Genomic DNA, 15,731 nt, shown 5'->3' on the forward strand with positions numbered 1-15,731 from the left:
CTCTATTGTACATGAAAAATCATTTTTCGCCAAAAAGAATTGGCAATGTATTTAACAATTCCTCTTCGCGAACTTCAATCATTTCGCCAGTTTTGCGGATTTTCACTTCGACAATTCCTTCAGCCGCTTTTTTCCCAACGGTAATCCGAATTGGAAGCCCAATCAAATCAGCATCCGCAAATTTCACCCCAGCTCGTTCTGAGCGGTCATCTAGTAATACGCTATAGCCTGCAGCTTGCAGTGATTCATAAAGTGTATCTCCAAACTCACGCTGTGCATCATCTTTCATATTTACAGGAATCAAGTGAATATCAAATGGTGCAATTCCTTTTTCAAACACAAGCCCTGCTTCATCATTACACTGTTCCGCAATAGCTGTAAAGAGGCGAGAAACCCCGACTCCGTAACATCCCATAATAAGCGGATTCGCACGCCCGTTTTCATCAAGAAAAGTCGCATTCATGGCTTCTGAGTATTTGGTTCCAAGTTTAAAGATATGACCCACTTCAATACCTTCTGCAAATTTAATGATGCCTTGTCCGTCAGGAGATAAGTCCCCTTCTTGAATCATGCGCAAATCAAAATAACTTTGCACCGTAAAGTCACGTTCTGGATTGACATTGATAAAGTGATATCCATCTTCATTGGCGCCCACTACAGCATTCACAACATCTTGTACGGCGTGATCTGCATAAATTCGAATATCTTCAGGCGCTTCAATTGGTCCAAGCGAACCAAAATTTGCGCCAAGAAGTTTAACAGCTACTTCTGGATCAGCAAGTTCAACTGATTTTGCTTCCAACGCATTTTTGATTTTAATGTCATTAACTTCATGATCGCCACGAACCAGTACCATGATAATATCGCCATCCACGTCAAACAGCATCGATTTCACTGTTTTTTCAATTGGAATATCTAAATTGGTAACAAGATCCTCAATTGTCCGTAATTCAGGTGTCGCAATTTTTTCTAATTCTGCTTCTTGTTCTAGCGACTTCTTGCCATTATAAAGGACTGGAGCCATTTCCGTGTTTGCGGCATAATCAGACGAATCGCTATAAGCAATCGTATCTTCCCCGATTTCAGACAGCACCATAAATTCGCGAGATTCATTCCCACCAATGGCGCCCGAATCTGCAATCACTGCGCGGAAATCCAACCCACAGCGAGTGAAAATATTGCAATACGCTTGATACATTTTTTGATAAGTTTCATCCAAGCTTTCTTCATTCGCATGGAAAGAATAAGCATCACTCATGATAAATTCCCGACCTCGAAGTAGTCCAAAGCGAGGACGTTTTTCATCACGGAATTTAGTTTGAATTTGATAAAGCGTGATCGGAAGGCGCTTATACGATTTGAGTTCATCACGTACTAGGTCCGTAATGACTTCTTCATGTGTTGGCCCAAGTACAAAATCACGACTATTGCGATCTTTAAGACGCATTAATTCAGGTCCATAATCATTCCATCTGCCCGACTCCTGCCAAAGCTCAGCAGGTTGAAGAGCAGGAAGAAGAAGTTCAGAAGCACCCGCGCGGTTAAATTCTTCACGAATGATTTGCTCGATTTTTTGTAAAGTAAGGCTTGCAAGTGGTAAGTAACTATAAATCCCACTCGCGGTTTGCCGAATAAATCCTGCTCGAAGAAGCAATTGATGACTTCTTACCTCGGCATCAGCAGGCGTTTCTTTTAATGTTGGAATAAAAGTCATTGTTTGACGCATAAAACACACTCCCCTTTTTAAATTGTTCCTAGCAGGTTACGTCTAGAAAAAGGCCCGTTGAATATCGTTCCAGGTTACAAGGATCATTAAGACCATTAATAAAGCAAAGCCAACAAAATGAATGATTCCTTCTTTTTTTGGATCTACTGGTTTTCTGCGGATAAGCTCATAAAGGAAGAACAATAAACGTCCCCCGTCAAGCGCAGGAAGTGGTAATAAGTTTACAATTCCTAAATTGATGCTTAAAACAGCCGTCCAGTTTAATAGTGTAAGGAAGCCGTAACTAACAACTTGTTCCGTACTCGTATAAATGCCAACTGGTCCATTCAGCATATCTAGTGAGAAGCCGCCCGTGATCATCTTCCCGAGCACATCAAAGATTTGGTGAATCCAGTTCCAAGTGTTTGTGAAACCGTAGCTGATCTTAGCTCCGAATGAATCCTTAATTGGATTTTCAACTCCAATTTTCCCAACGGCTTCGCCTTGAACTTTTTGTTTTTCAGGCGTTACTTTTACCTCTTGCGTCTTACCATCTCGTTCAATTTTGAACATTAACTTCTTATCTGGATTTTCTGAGACTTTCCCAACAATTTCAGCCCAAGAATTGGTTTTTGTTCCTGAAATTGAGAGAACCTTGTCGCCTTCATGAAGACCAGCCTCAGCAGCGGGGCTATCTTTTACAACATTCCCAAGCGTGTTTTCTGTTGAAGCAACGCCACCTTGAATAAAAGCGAGTGCTGTAAAAATCAAAATAGCTAAAATAAAATTAAAAAGCGGTCCCGCAAAAATAGTTGCTGCGCGTTTCCCTAGTGACTTGGCACCGAAAGTCCGGTCATAAGGAACGACTTGTGTTTCAATTTTCCCATCCACAACAACAGCATCACGCGCAACTTGATAGCGAATTTTTTTTGATTCATCATAGTCTTCAAAGCCTTCAATAAACAGTTCTTTTTCAAGATCTGCTTTTGAGACTTCAAAGGGTTGAGCGTTCACATATTGATCTTTTCCGTTAACGATGATTTTCGTTACAGTTTCATCTTTTGATAACTCGAGCCCTACTCGGTAACCCGGCTTTAAGTCTAATTCTTCACCGTCTTCGCCCGCCATCCGGACGTAACCACCGATCGGTAGCAAACGAATCGTATATTGTGTTTCCTTCTTTTTGTAAGCAAAAATTTTCGGTCCAAAGCCGATCGAAAAATCACGTACCAAAATACCAGAACGTTTTGCAAGCAAAAAGTGTCCTAATTCGTGAAAGAAAACGATGAGTCCAAAGACGAAAATAAATGCAATAATCGTTGTCAAATTAATTTCACCTCTATAAAAGTGTTTTTACGTATGCCCTTGTTTCTTGATCGACTTGCAAAATCGTATCCAGCGATGGGGCTTGAATCACATTTTGCATATGATGATTCATCGCATTTTCAACCACTGCCTCAATATTGTTAAAATCAACCTGCCCATTTAAAAAGCCAGCAACCGCTATTTCATTCGCTGCATTTAAAACGGTCGGCATCGTTCCACCTATTTTACCAGCGTTGTACGCTAATTTCAATGCCCTAAATCGATCATAGTCAACTTCTTCAAAATGAAGAGTTCCAATTTTAGCTAAACTGAAAGGTTCACTAAATTGAATACTTGACCGATCTGGAAAAGTAAGTGCATATTGAATCGGGATGCGCATGTCAGGTGCCCCGAGCTGGGCAATCATGCTTCCATCAATGTATTCAACCAGTGAATGGACAATGCTTTCCCTATGAATAACGACATCAATATCGTCATAATCCATATCGTAAAGCCAGTGTGCTTCAATGACTTCAAGACCTTTGTTGAACATCGTCGCCGAATCAATTGTGAGTTTATTCCCCATGTTCCAGTTCGGGTGGTTTAACGCTTCTTTCACCGTCACATGTTTCAGCTCTTGGCGCGTTTTATCACGAAAACTTCCGCCGCTAGCTGTAATAATTAGTTTTGAAACATTTTCGCGTTTTTCACCATTTAATGCTTGAAAAACAGCTGAATGTTCACTATCAACCGGCAGAATGTCCACACCTTTTTTTCGAGCAGCTTCCATAACTAAGTGTCCAGCCGTCACAAGAGTTTCCTTATTCGCGATCGCAATTTGCTTGCCGGCTTCAATCGCATCGAGCGTTGGCAAAAGACCCACACTCCCAATCACAGCACTCAGCAAAACATCTCCTTCAGAAAAAGAAGCGATCGCACGAAGTCCTTCCATGCCCGAATAAAAACGAATATCAGGAAACTCAAGTTTTAGCTTTTCCACATCTCGATTGTTTTGAACGGACACAGCTTTTGGCTTGAACTCTTGAATGATTTTACGTCCTAGCTCTACATTCCGACCAAAGGATAGCGCAGTAATCTCAAAAAGTTCTGGATGCTCTCTTACAATTTCCAGAGTTTGGGTTCCAATCGAACCCGTTGCACCTAACAAATTAATTTTCTTCATGGCTTCATCTCCATTAAATGATTTGCAGTATATGTAACAGCGGCAAGACAAACAGTAAACTATCAAAGCGGTCTAAAATCCCACCATGCCCCGGTAAAATCTTTCCGGAATCTTTCACATCATAAAAACGTTTTAGCGCAGACTCAACTAAATCGCCAAGTTGTCCGAAGATCGAAAGTACAATTAAAGCGAGTAAGACAAGACCGATGTTCCCGCTTAAATCCATAAAGTAGAAAAAGCCGCCTGCAATGATAAGAGCCGAAACAATACCTCCGATGAAGCCTTCTACTGTCTTATTTGGGCTAACATGTGGCGCAAGTTTGTGCTTACCAAACTGACGGCCGATAAAATAAGCACCCGTATCTGTTGACCAAACGATGAGGAGCGCAAATAAAACATAGTAAAGTCCCGCATCACGCGTGAGTGCCAAATAATGAAAGCCGATTCCTACATAAAAAGAAGAAAGAACGGCAATCCCCGCTTGATCAAAGTGAAATTTGTTTTTTGAAAAAACAGTATAGGAAAGCAAAATTGCAATCCCGATAAAGATCAGCTCAATCACCGATAATCCGAAATGGTCTAGCCAAGTTAAATAATTTTCCGGCACAACAACGAGCCAAGTTAAAAGCATGGTGACAATACCGTTCACCGAAAATAGTGATTGCTTTGTCATCGTGAGAATCTCATACACGGCAATCGATGCGAGTAAAATGCTAATTAGTTCAAATGGTAACCCACCAACAACAACGAAGGGGATAAAAATAATAAGAGCCACAATGGCCGTAATAATTCTTGTCTTCACCTTTTTTCCTCCCTAAAGCCCGCCGAATCTACGTGATCGATTTTGATAGTCAATCATCGCCTCTAAAAAGTCTTCTTCTGTAAAGTCAGGCCAGTGAACATCTGTAAAGTAAAACTCACTATAAGCCAACTGCCAAAGCATAAAATTGCTAAGCCGTAGCTCCCCACTTGTACGAATCAATAAATCAGGATCTCCTAACCCATTTGTCATTAAATGTTTTTCAATGTCAGCTTCTGTGATTTCGTCTGCTTTCTTCCCGCTTTTTTCTAGTTCGCGGATAGCTTCTTTCATTGCCGTTACAATCTCAGCTCGCGACCCGTAATTCAAAGCAAAATTAAGCACAAGACCCGTGCAATGTTTGGTATCTTCAATCGCCTTCTCTACAGCACGAAGCGTGTGCAATGGCAAATTATCCCGGTATCCCATGACATTGACTTTAACGTTTTCTTGAATGAGTTCTGGTACAAACGTATCGAAAAACTCAACAGGCAATTTCATCAAAAAATCCACTTCATCTGTCGGGCGCTTCCAGTTCTCCGTTGAAAAAGCATACAACGTCAAAACCTCAATACCCATTTCATTCGCATAACTTGTGATCTTTTTGACGACATTCATGCCTTCTTTATGACCAGCAATGCGAGGTAAAAACCGTTTTTTAGCCCATCTTCCGTTGCCATCCATGATAATTGCAACGTGTTTTGGAAGCGGCAGTTCGGGCGATAATTCACCATCTATAAAATTTTCATTTTGTCGAAAGAGCTTTTTAAACATTTTAAATCCTCCAATAGAAATGCCACTGTTCTGCGCATGTCTATACCTATAATACCAAAAAATGCCCGATTAATGTACTAAAATTTGCATGTGATTCATGAGATTTCCATGAGAAAATCGGTTTGGTTAGGATACAAAAGAAAAGCATCCCTCCCCTTCCTAAAGTAGAAGAAAAGGAATGCTTTTTCGTATCATTAATTAAACTTCCATGATTTCCGCTTCTTTAGCTTTAGCGATTTCATCAATTTTTTGAATGCTTGCATCCGTTAGTTTTTGAACATCTTCTCCGTAAGTACGCAAGTCATCTTCTGTGATTTCGCCAGCTTTTTCAAGCTTCTTAAGTTCATCATTGGCATCGCGGCGCACATTACGCACCGCAACTTTTGCTTCTTCTGCTTCTTTTTTCACTTCTTTCGCAAGCTCACGACGACGTTCTTCCGTTAATTGCGGAATTGTAAGACGAAGCACTGAACCATCGTTATTTGGCGTTAAGCCAAGATCTGATTTCAAAATCGCTTTTTCAATATCTTCAAGCGCATTTTTATCAAAAGGTGTGATAAGAAGCATTCTAGCTTCTGGAATGCTGATCCCCGCAATTTGATTAAGCGGAGTTGGCGCACCGTAATATTCTACTTGAACACGATCTAAAATTGAAGCATTTGCACGACCAGCACGAATTTGTCCTAACGCGCGGGATAATGCTTGCTCAGATTTTTCCATTTTTTCCTGTGAACTTTGCAAAACTTCTTTACTCATTGATTTATTTCCCCCTTACGGTTGTTCCGATTTTTTCGCCAAGAACGACACGTTTAATGTTGTTTTCAGTTTCCGCAAATGAAAATACGATCAGCGGAATATCGTTATCCATACTTAGTGAAGATGCCGTAGAATCCATCACTTGCAAGCCTTCTTTAATGACATCCAAGTAGGAAAGCTCATCATATTTTTTCGCTGTATTATCAACACGTGGGTCAGCACTGTATACACCATCCACGTTGTTTTTAGCCATTAAAATGACATCAGCTTCAATTTCAGCCGCACGAAGCGCTGCTGTTGTATCTGTAGAGAAATACGGGTTTCCTGTTCCCCCTGCAAAAATCACTACACGCCCTTTTTCAAGATGACGTATAGCTTTCCGTCTAATGTAAGGCTCTGCGATTTGACGCATATCGATTGAAGTTTGCACACGCGTTGCTACACCGATATTTTCTAATGAATCTTGAAGCGAAAGCGAGTTCATCACCGTCGCAAGCATACCCATATAATCGGCAGCTGCTCGGTCCATCCCCATTTCGCTTCCAAGACGCCCGCGCCAGATATTGCCGCCACCGACAACAACCGCTACCTCTACACCTAGTTCTACTACTTCTTTTACTTGTTTGGAAATGGCGTTTACGATATTCGGACTAATTCCAAAGCCGTCCGAACCCGCGAGCGCTTCACCACTTAATTTTAAAACGACACGTTTATATTTTGGGGTATCCATAATGACCTCCACACCTTTATTCTAGTTCATGATAAAAGAGTTTTTTATCCACCAGTATCCATTTTACTAAAAAACCAGCAATTACAAAAGTATTTTCTATGAAAAAGCCAAAAAAGTTCTATTTATAAACTAGACCATTTTAAATGTAGGATTGGATAATCTCTTCCTTGCCCATCTTTTTCACTTTTCCCATAGACTTCAAACCCATTTTTCTCATAAAAATGATACGCTGCTTTATTTTGCTGATTCACGTCCACAAAGCGAATTCCTTCTGTCTTAACTAATTGCTGTAAAATTTCGGAGCCGTATCCACGCCCTCTAAAACGTGGAGAAAGAAAAAACATTTCCAGATGCTCCGCCGCATGCCCCGTAAAACCAATCGTCTCTCCCTCCACTTTCCAGCAGTAAAGTTCTACACTTGGGAAAAACGAGGGGATTTCCCTTCGCAGTGCGTCAAAGTCAGCCGCTTTCAAAAAATCATGTGTCGCCTTTACAGATTCCTCCCAGATAAAAAGCAATTTGGGATAATCCGCCGCGCTAGCCCGTTCCTTGTCCACCTAATCACCTCAAAACATACTTGAATCTTCATTCAGCTTAACAGATTGAGCAGGAATCGCAAGTATGGAGACGATTTTTATGTATATAATTCGTTTCTTTATTAGTAAAATACAAACAGCAGATCATATGATATTTCATCAAGTCAATATCCGAACAAAAACCCCAACTTTTGTTAGGGGTTTAGCTTAGACTATTTTTATTCGGATTTGAAAGCAATTATCTCTTTGAAACTTTATAAGCAAAATAAGCATCCTCTTGCTTCTTGGTAGCAGAATTATCACCATATGCACGATCAGCCTCAACTGATTTATTCACCGATTCATAAGTGAAGGAATATGTTAATTCACAATTGCTAGCAAAATTTAATTTACTTATATTCTCGCTTGTTAGTTTTTCCCCATTCAAAAATTCATGGTTTGTTTTCACGATACTTTTCCATGTTTGATAATCTTTTTTAGTCGTGATCACCTTGGTAAACCATTCTTTTCCAAACACTTCCGCATTATACTTTGGCTTTTCTATAACAATAATTTCACTTTCTGGTATCTTCATTTTATGAATAGCTAGATCTATCTCGCGATTCGCCTGATTTGTCTTAAAATAAATATATCCTGTATATCCGAGTACTCCAACGATAATCAAAGTAAGAACTATGAAAAAGATCCTTTTGCTTTTTTTCATGTTAGCCAACTCCTGTAGAATATACTTTGTATAATGACTTAATATAGCATGAAATACCCCGAAAAAACAAACCCCGCTATTCATTTGGAATAGCGGGGCTCACAAATTATTAAAAATCAAAATTTCTTATTGATCTTTTTTAACTTGGCTCATAACATTTCAAAACAAATGACTTATTATCAAGATTTATAGCATCATATTTTTTAAAATCCCCGAACGGTTTTACAAATCCTTCAGAGCTTTATTGGCGTTCTTCTAGGTGCCTTTTTAAGTAAGTTTGCTCTTACTAGTTAGTACCTTTCCACATAATGTTAGTCAAACATTATCTGAACAGTGCTTTCAGAAACATTATTTAATACTTCAGTGATAATTGCTTCTTTTTCTTCATCTGTTAATTTTTAGCTTTCGTGTGGAGGTTCCCACTTTTTCAGTGCATCCTTTTATATACTACAAATTTTCCACCAACTAGCATCTCTCCTTCAGCTTTTAACGTATAACCATTTTCTAAATCAAATTTAATATAAGAACTTCCACCTGTGATTTTCATTTTGCGCTTCCTTGCTATATTAAAATAAAACTATTTATAATCATCCTACTTTGTAATTTTCATTGTATAAAGTAGCTAATTTCAATAGGAATACGAGAGTCGCTAAGGTTATTGATCATTCTTCAATATCGAATAAATCTCTAATAACTGTATCATAATCCTTTGAATTATAATCTATATCTATGTCACAAATTTTTATATACTTTTTAAAAGAATCATATATTAATGTATAATTTGCTAATACTCGAACGCCTAATGTAAAAGTGGGATTATCATCACTAATTAGAAACTCCTTATTATTTTCATTCACATAGCTAACTATAAACATAGATCCCTTTTGATAAAGACAGACAGAACTTGGAGAAAGAGATAGTAACGAATAGCTTTCTAATCCATTAGAATTTAATACTTCTTCAGCTTCTTGGATGTTATGAATATCACCAATCTGAGGATAATTTATATTGCTAAGTTTTGCACGAACTCCTAAGTAAAATATAGCTAGTCCTATATTTTGCAACATTAATATTTTATATCTACTATCTCTTGAAATTCGAAAAAGATTAAAAACACTTTTTTCTTCTTTTAAGAAATATCCATTTTCCTGATCCACAATCCCTTTCGCTTTAGTTCTAACTTCAATACCTTCACTACTTTCTCGGATATAATATTTCTCTCCCCCCAAAAAAGTTTTTAAGTTTTCTACTGTAAACACCCTCATCACTCCTCTATCTAATTAATGGGTACTAGATATCCTTTTCTAAGCAATTCTTCAACTGTCAAAATTTTTCCCTTTGGAGTTACTCCATACAGTTGAGTACCGCCTCCTGGCTGATCAAAATATGGTGCAACTTTTCCTTCAACGATTTTAAAAATCTTTTCAACTTTATATTGATAGTATTTAGCTGTTTCACTATGAGGCGCTAAAGCACGCTGCTCAAATGGTGTGCCATATTTTGCTAAAAATTCTCCACTTGGTTCACCATAACGATCAAAAATTTCTCCCACCTGAGTTATTCTCTCATATGGAGTTCCCTCAAAGCCATTATTAGGAGGCCAGTTTAACTTTCCTGTCTCTTGATCATAGTATTTAGGGTTTTTATATACCTTCTCATATTTAGAGTATAAATTTTTATTTGGCGGGTAATCCCATTTTTTCATATGATTGGGCAGTTCATTGTTTAGATCTATGTCGTCTAATATGTTTTTCCCTTTTTTAAAATTTTTCAAGACTTTCAAAGCAGTGGCTTCTGTCACGACCGTTAGAAGAAACATCAAGGACGAAATAGCTTGCTCATTATTCGTGATCTTTTTACCTGTTAATGGATCTATGCCATCCACCATTCGAATATAATCATTGATTCCTACAACCTCTTTAAAGAAATCTACTGCTTGGCCCATCTCTGCTTTTTTCTGCAATTGATTAAACTTATCCGTAGCTTCAGGATCATAAAGTCCATTTTTATACATCCGATACTCATAGGTGTAGCCATGATCCGTTTTGACGGCGATACGTTGCACTTCATAATGATCCTTCTGACTCGCATTATAACTGCTTAATTCTTTATAAAACTTTTCTTGACTAAAGTCAACCGATGGATACGTATTAGAAGAAGCATCGTATCCCCCCTCTTTTTTCAAACGATCCAGATAGGTATCAATATTGTCCCATGTTTCACTGACTGTTGAGAAGTCAGAAGCATGGCTTGATTCAAAACGCCGATAATCTTCTAAAATTTGAATATCCTTATTAATATCTTCCATGGCATTGTCAAAGCTCTGCCCAACGGATCCAGAATAACCCCCTGCCACATACGATTGCGTAATTTTACTTTTCATTATTTCAAGCACTTGCGCCTTCGAAGCTTTAACGGTTTTTAAACGATCATTTAAGTCCTCTAAATCGGCTGTATCTAATTTGTTTTTAGGAGACCCGACTTCGCTCTCAAAAGAAGCGAGATACTGCTCAAAACGTTCTCCGAAGTCAGCTAGTGCATTGAAAATACCATCTGAAATCGGAAGATATTCACCGAAATGTTGTTTGGCCGAATCCCAGCTCTTTCCTTTTAATTTGTTAGTTCCTTCAAAATCTTTTACTTCCGTTTCAAATTTTCCAAATTTGTTTAGAATCTCTAATCTCGATTTTTGAGTCATTTCTTTCGCAGATGACAATTCACTTTTACTAATTCTTGGCATAATCATCACTCATTTCATTCTTTTGAGCTATTTGATACTCTTTTTCAAGCATGGAAACTTCTTGTTTTAATTTTTGAATACATGCCACGTAACTCTCTTTTATATCCAGAAAAAGATAACGATGGCCTAACTCTTCATGATATAACTGATCCATTCGCTGCTCTTCAATCTTTCTCGCCCTAGTTCCTTCACTAAAGAAAAGAACTTCTTCTCTTAGCTGCCGTTCTTTCCTTGTCCAATCCGCAAGTTCTTCCGAGAGCTGATCGACTTCACGGGCTTCCCTTTCAATATCTGACAATTCTTCATTTTTTTGGATCCATTCTTTCTTTAGACGAATTACTTGATCAGTTTGTTCGTTATCCCCCATATTTTTTCGCCTCATTTGCATCTATCTTTTCGAGTGCATCACTGATGCTTTGGATAGTTTGACTATCTTTTTGAACTTGTGTAGAAAATTTTTCCACAATTGCTTCTGAATGCTTCAAAATTTTTTTGATATCTTTCACAGCTGGACTACTTGAATAATCAATTTGAACAACTGGTTTGAATTCCATATCCGCTTGCTTTTGAAAATGATCGGCAAAGTCTTTGGCTACCTTTGAATCATTTAAAATTTCCTCTTTCATCTTATCAACTCCTTTTAAAAAGGTGATATGCACCGCAGCATACCACCTTCCTTTTCATTCTTAAAACCCGAAGTTTTGAGAAAGTTGTTGATCCTGTTCTTCCACCGCTGTCGCTGTTTTTTGAAGTTGTTGCTCGATTTGATCCATCAAATTTGCGAATTCTGTTACTTTTGGTTTTAATTGGTTGAATTGGTCATCAAAACGCGCAAACGCTTGTCCTTCCCATTCGCTCCGAAGTTGTTCCTGTAATTGGGATAAGCGTTGTAACATTTGCTCAATATCACGTGCACTTGTGCCATAAGTCTTGGCGCGATCACGTAACTCAGCTGGGGTCATTCTGATTTGTCCAGACATGTTGATTCATCTCCTATATTATGTATTGTTTTCTTTCAATTTTCAATATAGCACAACCTTAAAGCTCTGTCTGTGAACGCTTTGTGAACTTTTACATAAAAAAGCTCTTCTCTCAAAAGAAAAGAGCTCAAAATATTTAATTAAAGCTAGTTAGAATAACATACCTCTAAAACATGCAATCTGTGTCCCCGCTACTATCAACGGTTTTGGAACCATTCAGAATGACATACCTCTAAAACATGCGCCCACACAGGTTTCAAAAGGAGTTAGTTTTGGAACCATTCAGAATAACATACCTCTAAAACCCGAACTTGTAGCGTATGCCGTTACCTACAGTTTTGGAACCATTCAGAATAACATACCTCTAAAACATGAAAGTGAGGGAATTGAATGAGTGTAAAGTTTTGGAACCATTCAGAATAACATACCTCTAAAACAGCATGAGTTGCATTGCTTCCGCAATTGACGTTTTGGAACCATTCAGAATAACATACCTCTAAAACTAGTTAATGCCCTTAAGCGGCTCATTTTGTGTTTTGGAAGCATTCAGAATAACATACCTCTAAAACTTGTGGGCTGTGCAACGTGATTTATTATATGTTTTGGAACCATTCAGAATAACATACCTCTAAAACTCAACGTTCTAGACTTAGAGCAAAAGGAGCTGTTTTGGAACCATTCAGAATAACATACCTCTAAAACCTCGGAAGTTTTTCCGACATTTCGTAATCGCAGTACTTGTTCCTAGCAGAACTTCAATTCTGATGGTTCTTTTCTAAATTCCATAATAATTCTTAAGTAAGGGAAAAGCAAGTCTATTTTTCATTTAATCACTTTTCAAAAGAAAAAAGCCTCACCCTTATGAGCAAGGCAATTCTATTTATTTAAATGTTCCGTACTTTTCAGTGTTCATAGTATTATCTGTACTAGTTTTACCTGGCAATCCGACCTTTTAAACGGTGGTACTGTGCACCCAAAAAAATCCATTTGAGAAGGCGACTTTGCTATAGTGAACAGATTCTCCACGTGTTAAACGAGCGACTTATTTCGATTTAACAAGCAGTGAGTACTTGATAGCTACTCTTGTATTAGCAGTGAACACACCTTTTTCTGCGTACTGACGATCTGGCTTTTGTCCCCCGTTGGCTTTGATGGTTAGGTGTACTTGATGAATATTAATGCTTTTCACTCGATCCAAAGCAGCAGTTGAACACATACTTAAATCTAGATTCCCATAGATGCTAGAAAGCTTGCCTTTGCTCGTGTACTGTCACAAATAAAAATCCCCGAATGATTTTACTTTTATTCCTTTTTAGTGATTTTCTGAAAAACAAACCCCGCTATTCGTTTGGAATAGCGGGGTTCACAAATTATTAAAAATCAAAATTTCTTATTGATCTTTTTTAACTTGACTCATAACTTCTTCAACAAAGTTATCTTCTTTTTTCTCGATTCCTTCGCCAACTTCGAAACGTACGAACGATTCAACAGTTGCACCGTGTTTCTTCGCGTATTCACCAACAGTCATATCTGGATCTTTAACGAATGGTTGGTCAAGAAGGGAGATTTCACTTAGCCATTTTTTCAAGCGGCCTTCTACCATTTTTTCAACGATGTTTTCAGGTTTTCCTTCGTTTAGCGCTTGTTGTGTTAATACTTCTTTTTCATGTGCAAGTTCTTCTGCGTCTACATCTTCGCGAGAAATGTATTTTGGATTAATTGCAGCAATATGCATTGCAATATCTTTCGCAACAGCAGAATCTGTTGTGCCGTTAAGAAGAACAACAACACCAATACGTCCGTTCATATGGATATATTCGCCAAACGCACAGTTTTCACCTTTTTCAGTGATGTCGAAACGACGAAGTGAAATGTTTTCACCAATTTTTGTAATCGCTTCTGTAATATATTCTTGAACGGTTACACCGTCTTCAATTTCAGTTTTAAGCGCATCTTCAAGACTCGCTGGACGAACTGCTAACAAGTGGTTTGCAAGTTTTTCAACAAGTTCTTGGAAGTTGTCGTTTTTCGCTACAAAGTCAGTTTCAGCATTTACTTCAAGAACGATCGCATGTTTGTCGTTACTTACTACATGTGTCATTCCTTCAGAAGCAATTCGGTCAGATTTCTTCGCAGCTTTTGCAATTCCTTTTTCACGTAAAAGATCGATTGCTTTTTCCATATCGCCGTCAGTTTCAACTAACGCTTTTTTACAATCCATCATTCCAGCGCCTGTTTTTTCACGCAATTCTTTTACCATTTGAGCTGTGATATTTGCCATTTTTTATTTCCCTCCAATAAAGTACTTTTAAAAAAGGTGATAAGCATAACCTCTTATCACCTTTTTGTGTATTTCAACAAAATTAAGCTTCTGTTGTTCCTTCAGTTTCAGTTGTTTCTTCAACTTGAGTTTGTTCAACAGGTGCTTCTACGTTTTCTTCACCTTGGTTCACTTCGATGATCGCATCAGCCATTTTTGCAGTAAGCAATTTAACGGCACGAATTGCGTCATCGTTTGCAGGGATAACATAATCGATTTCATCAGGATCACAGTTAGTATCTACAATACCGATGATCGGAATATTTAATTTGCGAGCTTCTGCAACCGCAATACGTTCTTTACGAGGATCCACGATGAAAAGTGCATCTGGAAGACCCTTCATATCTTTAATTCCGCCCAAGAAACGTTCAAGTTTTTCTTGTTCTTTCTTCAAAAGAACAACTTCTTTTTTAGGAAGAACTTCGAAAGTACCGTCTTCTTCCATTTTTTCGATTTTCTTAAGGTGTTTGATACGTTTTTGGATTGTTTCAAAGTTTGTAAGTGTTCCACCTAACCAGCGGTGGTTTACAAAGTATTGGCCAGAACGTTCTGCTTCTTCTTTAACAGATTCTTGCGCTTGTTTTTTAGTACCAACGAAAAGAATAGTTCCTCCGTCAGCAGCTACTTCGCGCATGAAGTTGTAAGCTTCGTCTACTTTTTTAACCGTTTTTTGTAGGTCGATGATGTAAATTCCGTTACGTTCCGTGAAGATGTATTTCTTCATCTTAGGATTCCAACGGCGTGTTTGGTGTCCAAAATGTACACCAGCTTCTAACAATTGTTTCATTGAAATAACAGGCATGTTATTCCCTCCTATTGGTTTTATTTTGCGGACAAATCCGCCCTCCGCATGGGTCCTTCAAATGAAAGACTTAAAAGTTAAGCACCCTTTCACTCGTCACCATACGTGTGTATTAACACTGCCCTTAACTATAGCACAAACACTCATAATTCGTCAAATGGTTTGCATGAACACTTCTACCCTCTCCTTCTGCATAAAACTCAGATGATATTGCCGAGAAACTCGCGTTCACTTATAATGAAAATAAGTACATACCTTACATAAACGTCATTTCAAAAAAGCTTTGGTCATTTGACCGAGCTTTCTTTTTGCATTCAATTCCTTTTTTCTAATAAATATTTTTGGAAAAAGTTCACGACAAAATTTGTTACAAACAATATTGAAAGCGTTTTATTTTA

The 15,731-nt window shown here is 38.1% G+C and carries 16 protein-coding genes; all 16 read right to left on the bottom strand.

Features of this window, described 5'->3' with window-relative positions:
• Nucleotides 1-19 precede the first annotated feature (19 nt).
• Nucleotides 20-1,726 (bottom strand): proline--tRNA ligase, encoded by a 1,707-nt coding sequence (locus UR08_RS05445; RefSeq protein ID WP_115752623.1) that lies wholly within the window; start codon nucleotides 1,724-1,726, stop codon nucleotides 20-22.
• A gap of 42 nt (nucleotides 1,727-1,768) precedes the next feature.
• On the bottom strand, nucleotides 1,769-3,031 hold the full coding sequence (gene rseP, locus UR08_RS05450; protein ID WP_115752624.1) for an RIP metalloprotease RseP: 1,263 nt from the start codon (nucleotides 3,029-3,031) through the stop codon (nucleotides 1,769-1,771).
• 13 nt (nucleotides 3,032-3,044) lie between these two features.
• On the bottom strand, nucleotides 3,045-4,193 hold the full coding sequence (gene dxr / locus UR08_RS05455) for a 1-deoxy-D-xylulose-5-phosphate reductoisomerase (protein ID WP_115752625.1): 1,149 nt from the start codon (nucleotides 4,191-4,193) through the stop codon (nucleotides 3,045-3,047).
• 13 nt (nucleotides 4,194-4,206) lie between these two features.
• Nucleotides 4,207-4,995: a phosphatidate cytidylyltransferase gene (locus tag UR08_RS05460; RefSeq protein ID WP_115752626.1), complete on the bottom strand. Its 789-nt coding sequence runs from the start codon at nucleotides 4,993-4,995 to the stop codon at nucleotides 4,207-4,209.
• A gap of 12 nt (nucleotides 4,996-5,007) precedes the next feature.
• Complete coding sequence (locus tag UR08_RS05465) at nucleotides 5,008-5,766, bottom strand: isoprenyl transferase (protein ID WP_115752627.1); 759 nt, start codon at nucleotides 5,764-5,766, stop codon at nucleotides 5,008-5,010.
• A gap of 198 nt (nucleotides 5,767-5,964) precedes the next feature.
• On the bottom strand, nucleotides 5,965-6,522 hold the full coding sequence (gene frr, locus UR08_RS05470) for a ribosome recycling factor (protein WP_115752628.1): 558 nt from the start codon (nucleotides 6,520-6,522) through the stop codon (nucleotides 5,965-5,967).
• A 4-nt stretch (nucleotides 6,523-6,526) separates the two neighbouring features.
• Nucleotides 6,527-7,252: a UMP kinase gene (gene pyrH, locus UR08_RS05475; RefSeq protein WP_115752629.1), complete on the bottom strand. Its 726-nt coding sequence runs from the start codon at nucleotides 7,250-7,252 to the stop codon at nucleotides 6,527-6,529.
• A 122-nt stretch (nucleotides 7,253-7,374) separates the two neighbouring features.
• A complete protein-coding gene (locus UR08_RS05480; protein ID WP_115752630.1) occupies nucleotides 7,375-7,809 on the bottom strand; it encodes a GNAT family N-acetyltransferase in 435 nt (144 codons plus the stop codon).
• Nucleotides 7,810-8,026: 217 nt separating this feature from the next.
• Entirely contained in the window at nucleotides 8,027-8,491 is a 465-nt protein-coding gene (locus tag UR08_RS05485; RefSeq protein ID WP_115752631.1) for a hypothetical protein, read from the bottom strand.
• Nucleotides 8,492-9,153: 662 nt separating this feature from the next.
• A complete protein-coding gene (locus UR08_RS05495) occupies nucleotides 9,154-9,750 on the bottom strand; it encodes a hypothetical protein (RefSeq protein ID WP_115752632.1) in 597 nt (198 codons plus the stop codon).
• Between the two features lie 17 nt (nucleotides 9,751-9,767).
• Nucleotides 9,768-11,231, bottom strand: a complete 1,464-nt coding sequence (locus UR08_RS05500) for a glycohydrolase toxin TNT-related protein (RefSeq protein ID WP_165849948.1) — start codon at nucleotides 11,229-11,231, stop codon at nucleotides 9,768-9,770.
• Nucleotides 11,218-11,598, bottom strand: coding sequence for a hypothetical protein (locus UR08_RS05505; protein ID WP_115752634.1), 381 nt, complete (start codon nucleotides 11,596-11,598; stop codon nucleotides 11,218-11,220). The genes UR08_RS05500 and UR08_RS05505 overlap by 14 nt, the downstream gene beginning before the upstream one ends.
• On the bottom strand, nucleotides 11,588-11,857 hold the full coding sequence (locus UR08_RS05510) for a TIGR04197 family type VII secretion effector (protein ID WP_133296334.1): 270 nt from the start codon (nucleotides 11,855-11,857) through the stop codon (nucleotides 11,588-11,590). Before UR08_RS05510 ends, UR08_RS05505 begins: the two co-directional genes overlap by 11 nt.
• Before the next feature lie 60 nt (nucleotides 11,858-11,917).
• Nucleotides 11,918-12,211: a WXG100 family type VII secretion target gene (locus UR08_RS05515; RefSeq protein WP_036071444.1), complete on the bottom strand. Its 294-nt coding sequence runs from the start codon at nucleotides 12,209-12,211 to the stop codon at nucleotides 11,918-11,920.
• 1,390 nt (nucleotides 12,212-13,601) lie between these two features.
• The gene (gene tsf / locus UR08_RS05520; RefSeq protein WP_115752636.1) at nucleotides 13,602-14,492 is read right to left on the bottom strand and encodes a translation elongation factor Ts; all 891 of its coding nucleotides are present in this window, start codon (nucleotides 14,490-14,492) and stop codon (nucleotides 13,602-13,604) included.
• Nucleotides 14,493-14,574: 82 nt separating this feature from the next.
• Nucleotides 14,575-15,333, bottom strand: a complete 759-nt coding sequence (gene rpsB, locus UR08_RS05525; protein ID WP_115752637.1) for a 30S ribosomal protein S2 — start codon at nucleotides 15,331-15,333, stop codon at nucleotides 14,575-14,577.
• Between the last annotated feature and the right edge of the window lie 398 nt (nucleotides 15,334-15,731).

The sequence above is a fragment of the Listeria kieliensis genome, assembly GCF_003369925.1.
Classification (GTDB): domain Bacteria; phylum Bacillota; class Bacilli; order Lactobacillales; family Listeriaceae; genus Listeria; species Listeria kieliensis_A.

What these genes read in the sequence shown, in the direction of transcription:
- UR08_RS05510 (WP_133296334.1), bottom strand. Translation starts at nt 11,857, where the DNA reads ATGAAAGAGGAAATTTTAAATGATTCAAAGGTAGCCAAAGACTTTGCC.
- UR08_RS05505 (WP_115752634.1), bottom strand. Translation starts at nt 11,598, where the DNA reads ATGGGGGATAACGAACAAACTGATCAAGTAATTCGTCTAAAGAAAGAA.
- UR08_RS05465 (WP_115752627.1), bottom strand. Translation starts at nt 5,766, where the DNA reads ATGTTTAAAAAGCTCTTTCGACAAAATGAAAATTTTATAGATGGTGAA.
- frr (WP_115752628.1), bottom strand. Translation starts at nt 6,522, where the DNA reads ATGAGTAAAGAAGTTTTGCAAAGTTCACAGGAAAAAATGGAAAAATCT.
- UR08_RS05515 (WP_036071444.1), bottom strand. Translation starts at nt 12,211, where the DNA reads ATGTCTGGACAAATCAGAATGACCCCAGCTGAGTTACGTGATCGCGCC.
- dxr (WP_115752625.1), bottom strand. Translation starts at nt 4,193, where the DNA reads ATGAAGAAAATTAATTTGTTAGGTGCAACGGGTTCGATTGGAACCCAA.
- UR08_RS05445 (WP_115752623.1), bottom strand. Translation starts at nt 1,726, where the DNA reads ATGCGTCAAACAATGACTTTTATTCCAACATTAAAAGAAACGCCTGCT.
- UR08_RS05485 (WP_115752631.1), bottom strand. Translation starts at nt 8,491, where the DNA reads ATGAAAAAAAGCAAAAGGATCTTTTTCATAGTTCTTACTTTGATTATC.
- UR08_RS05500 (WP_165849948.1), bottom strand. Translation starts at nt 11,231, where the DNA reads ATGCCAAGAATTAGTAAAAGTGAATTGTCATCTGCGAAAGAAATGACT.
- pyrH (WP_115752629.1), bottom strand. Translation starts at nt 7,252, where the DNA reads ATGGATACCCCAAAATATAAACGTGTCGTTTTAAAATTAAGTGGTGAA.
- rpsB (WP_115752637.1), bottom strand. Translation starts at nt 15,333, where the DNA reads ATGCCTGTTATTTCAATGAAACAATTGTTAGAAGCTGGTGTACATTTT.
- tsf (WP_115752636.1), bottom strand. Translation starts at nt 14,492, where the DNA reads ATGGCAAATATCACAGCTCAAATGGTAAAAGAATTGCGTGAAAAAACA.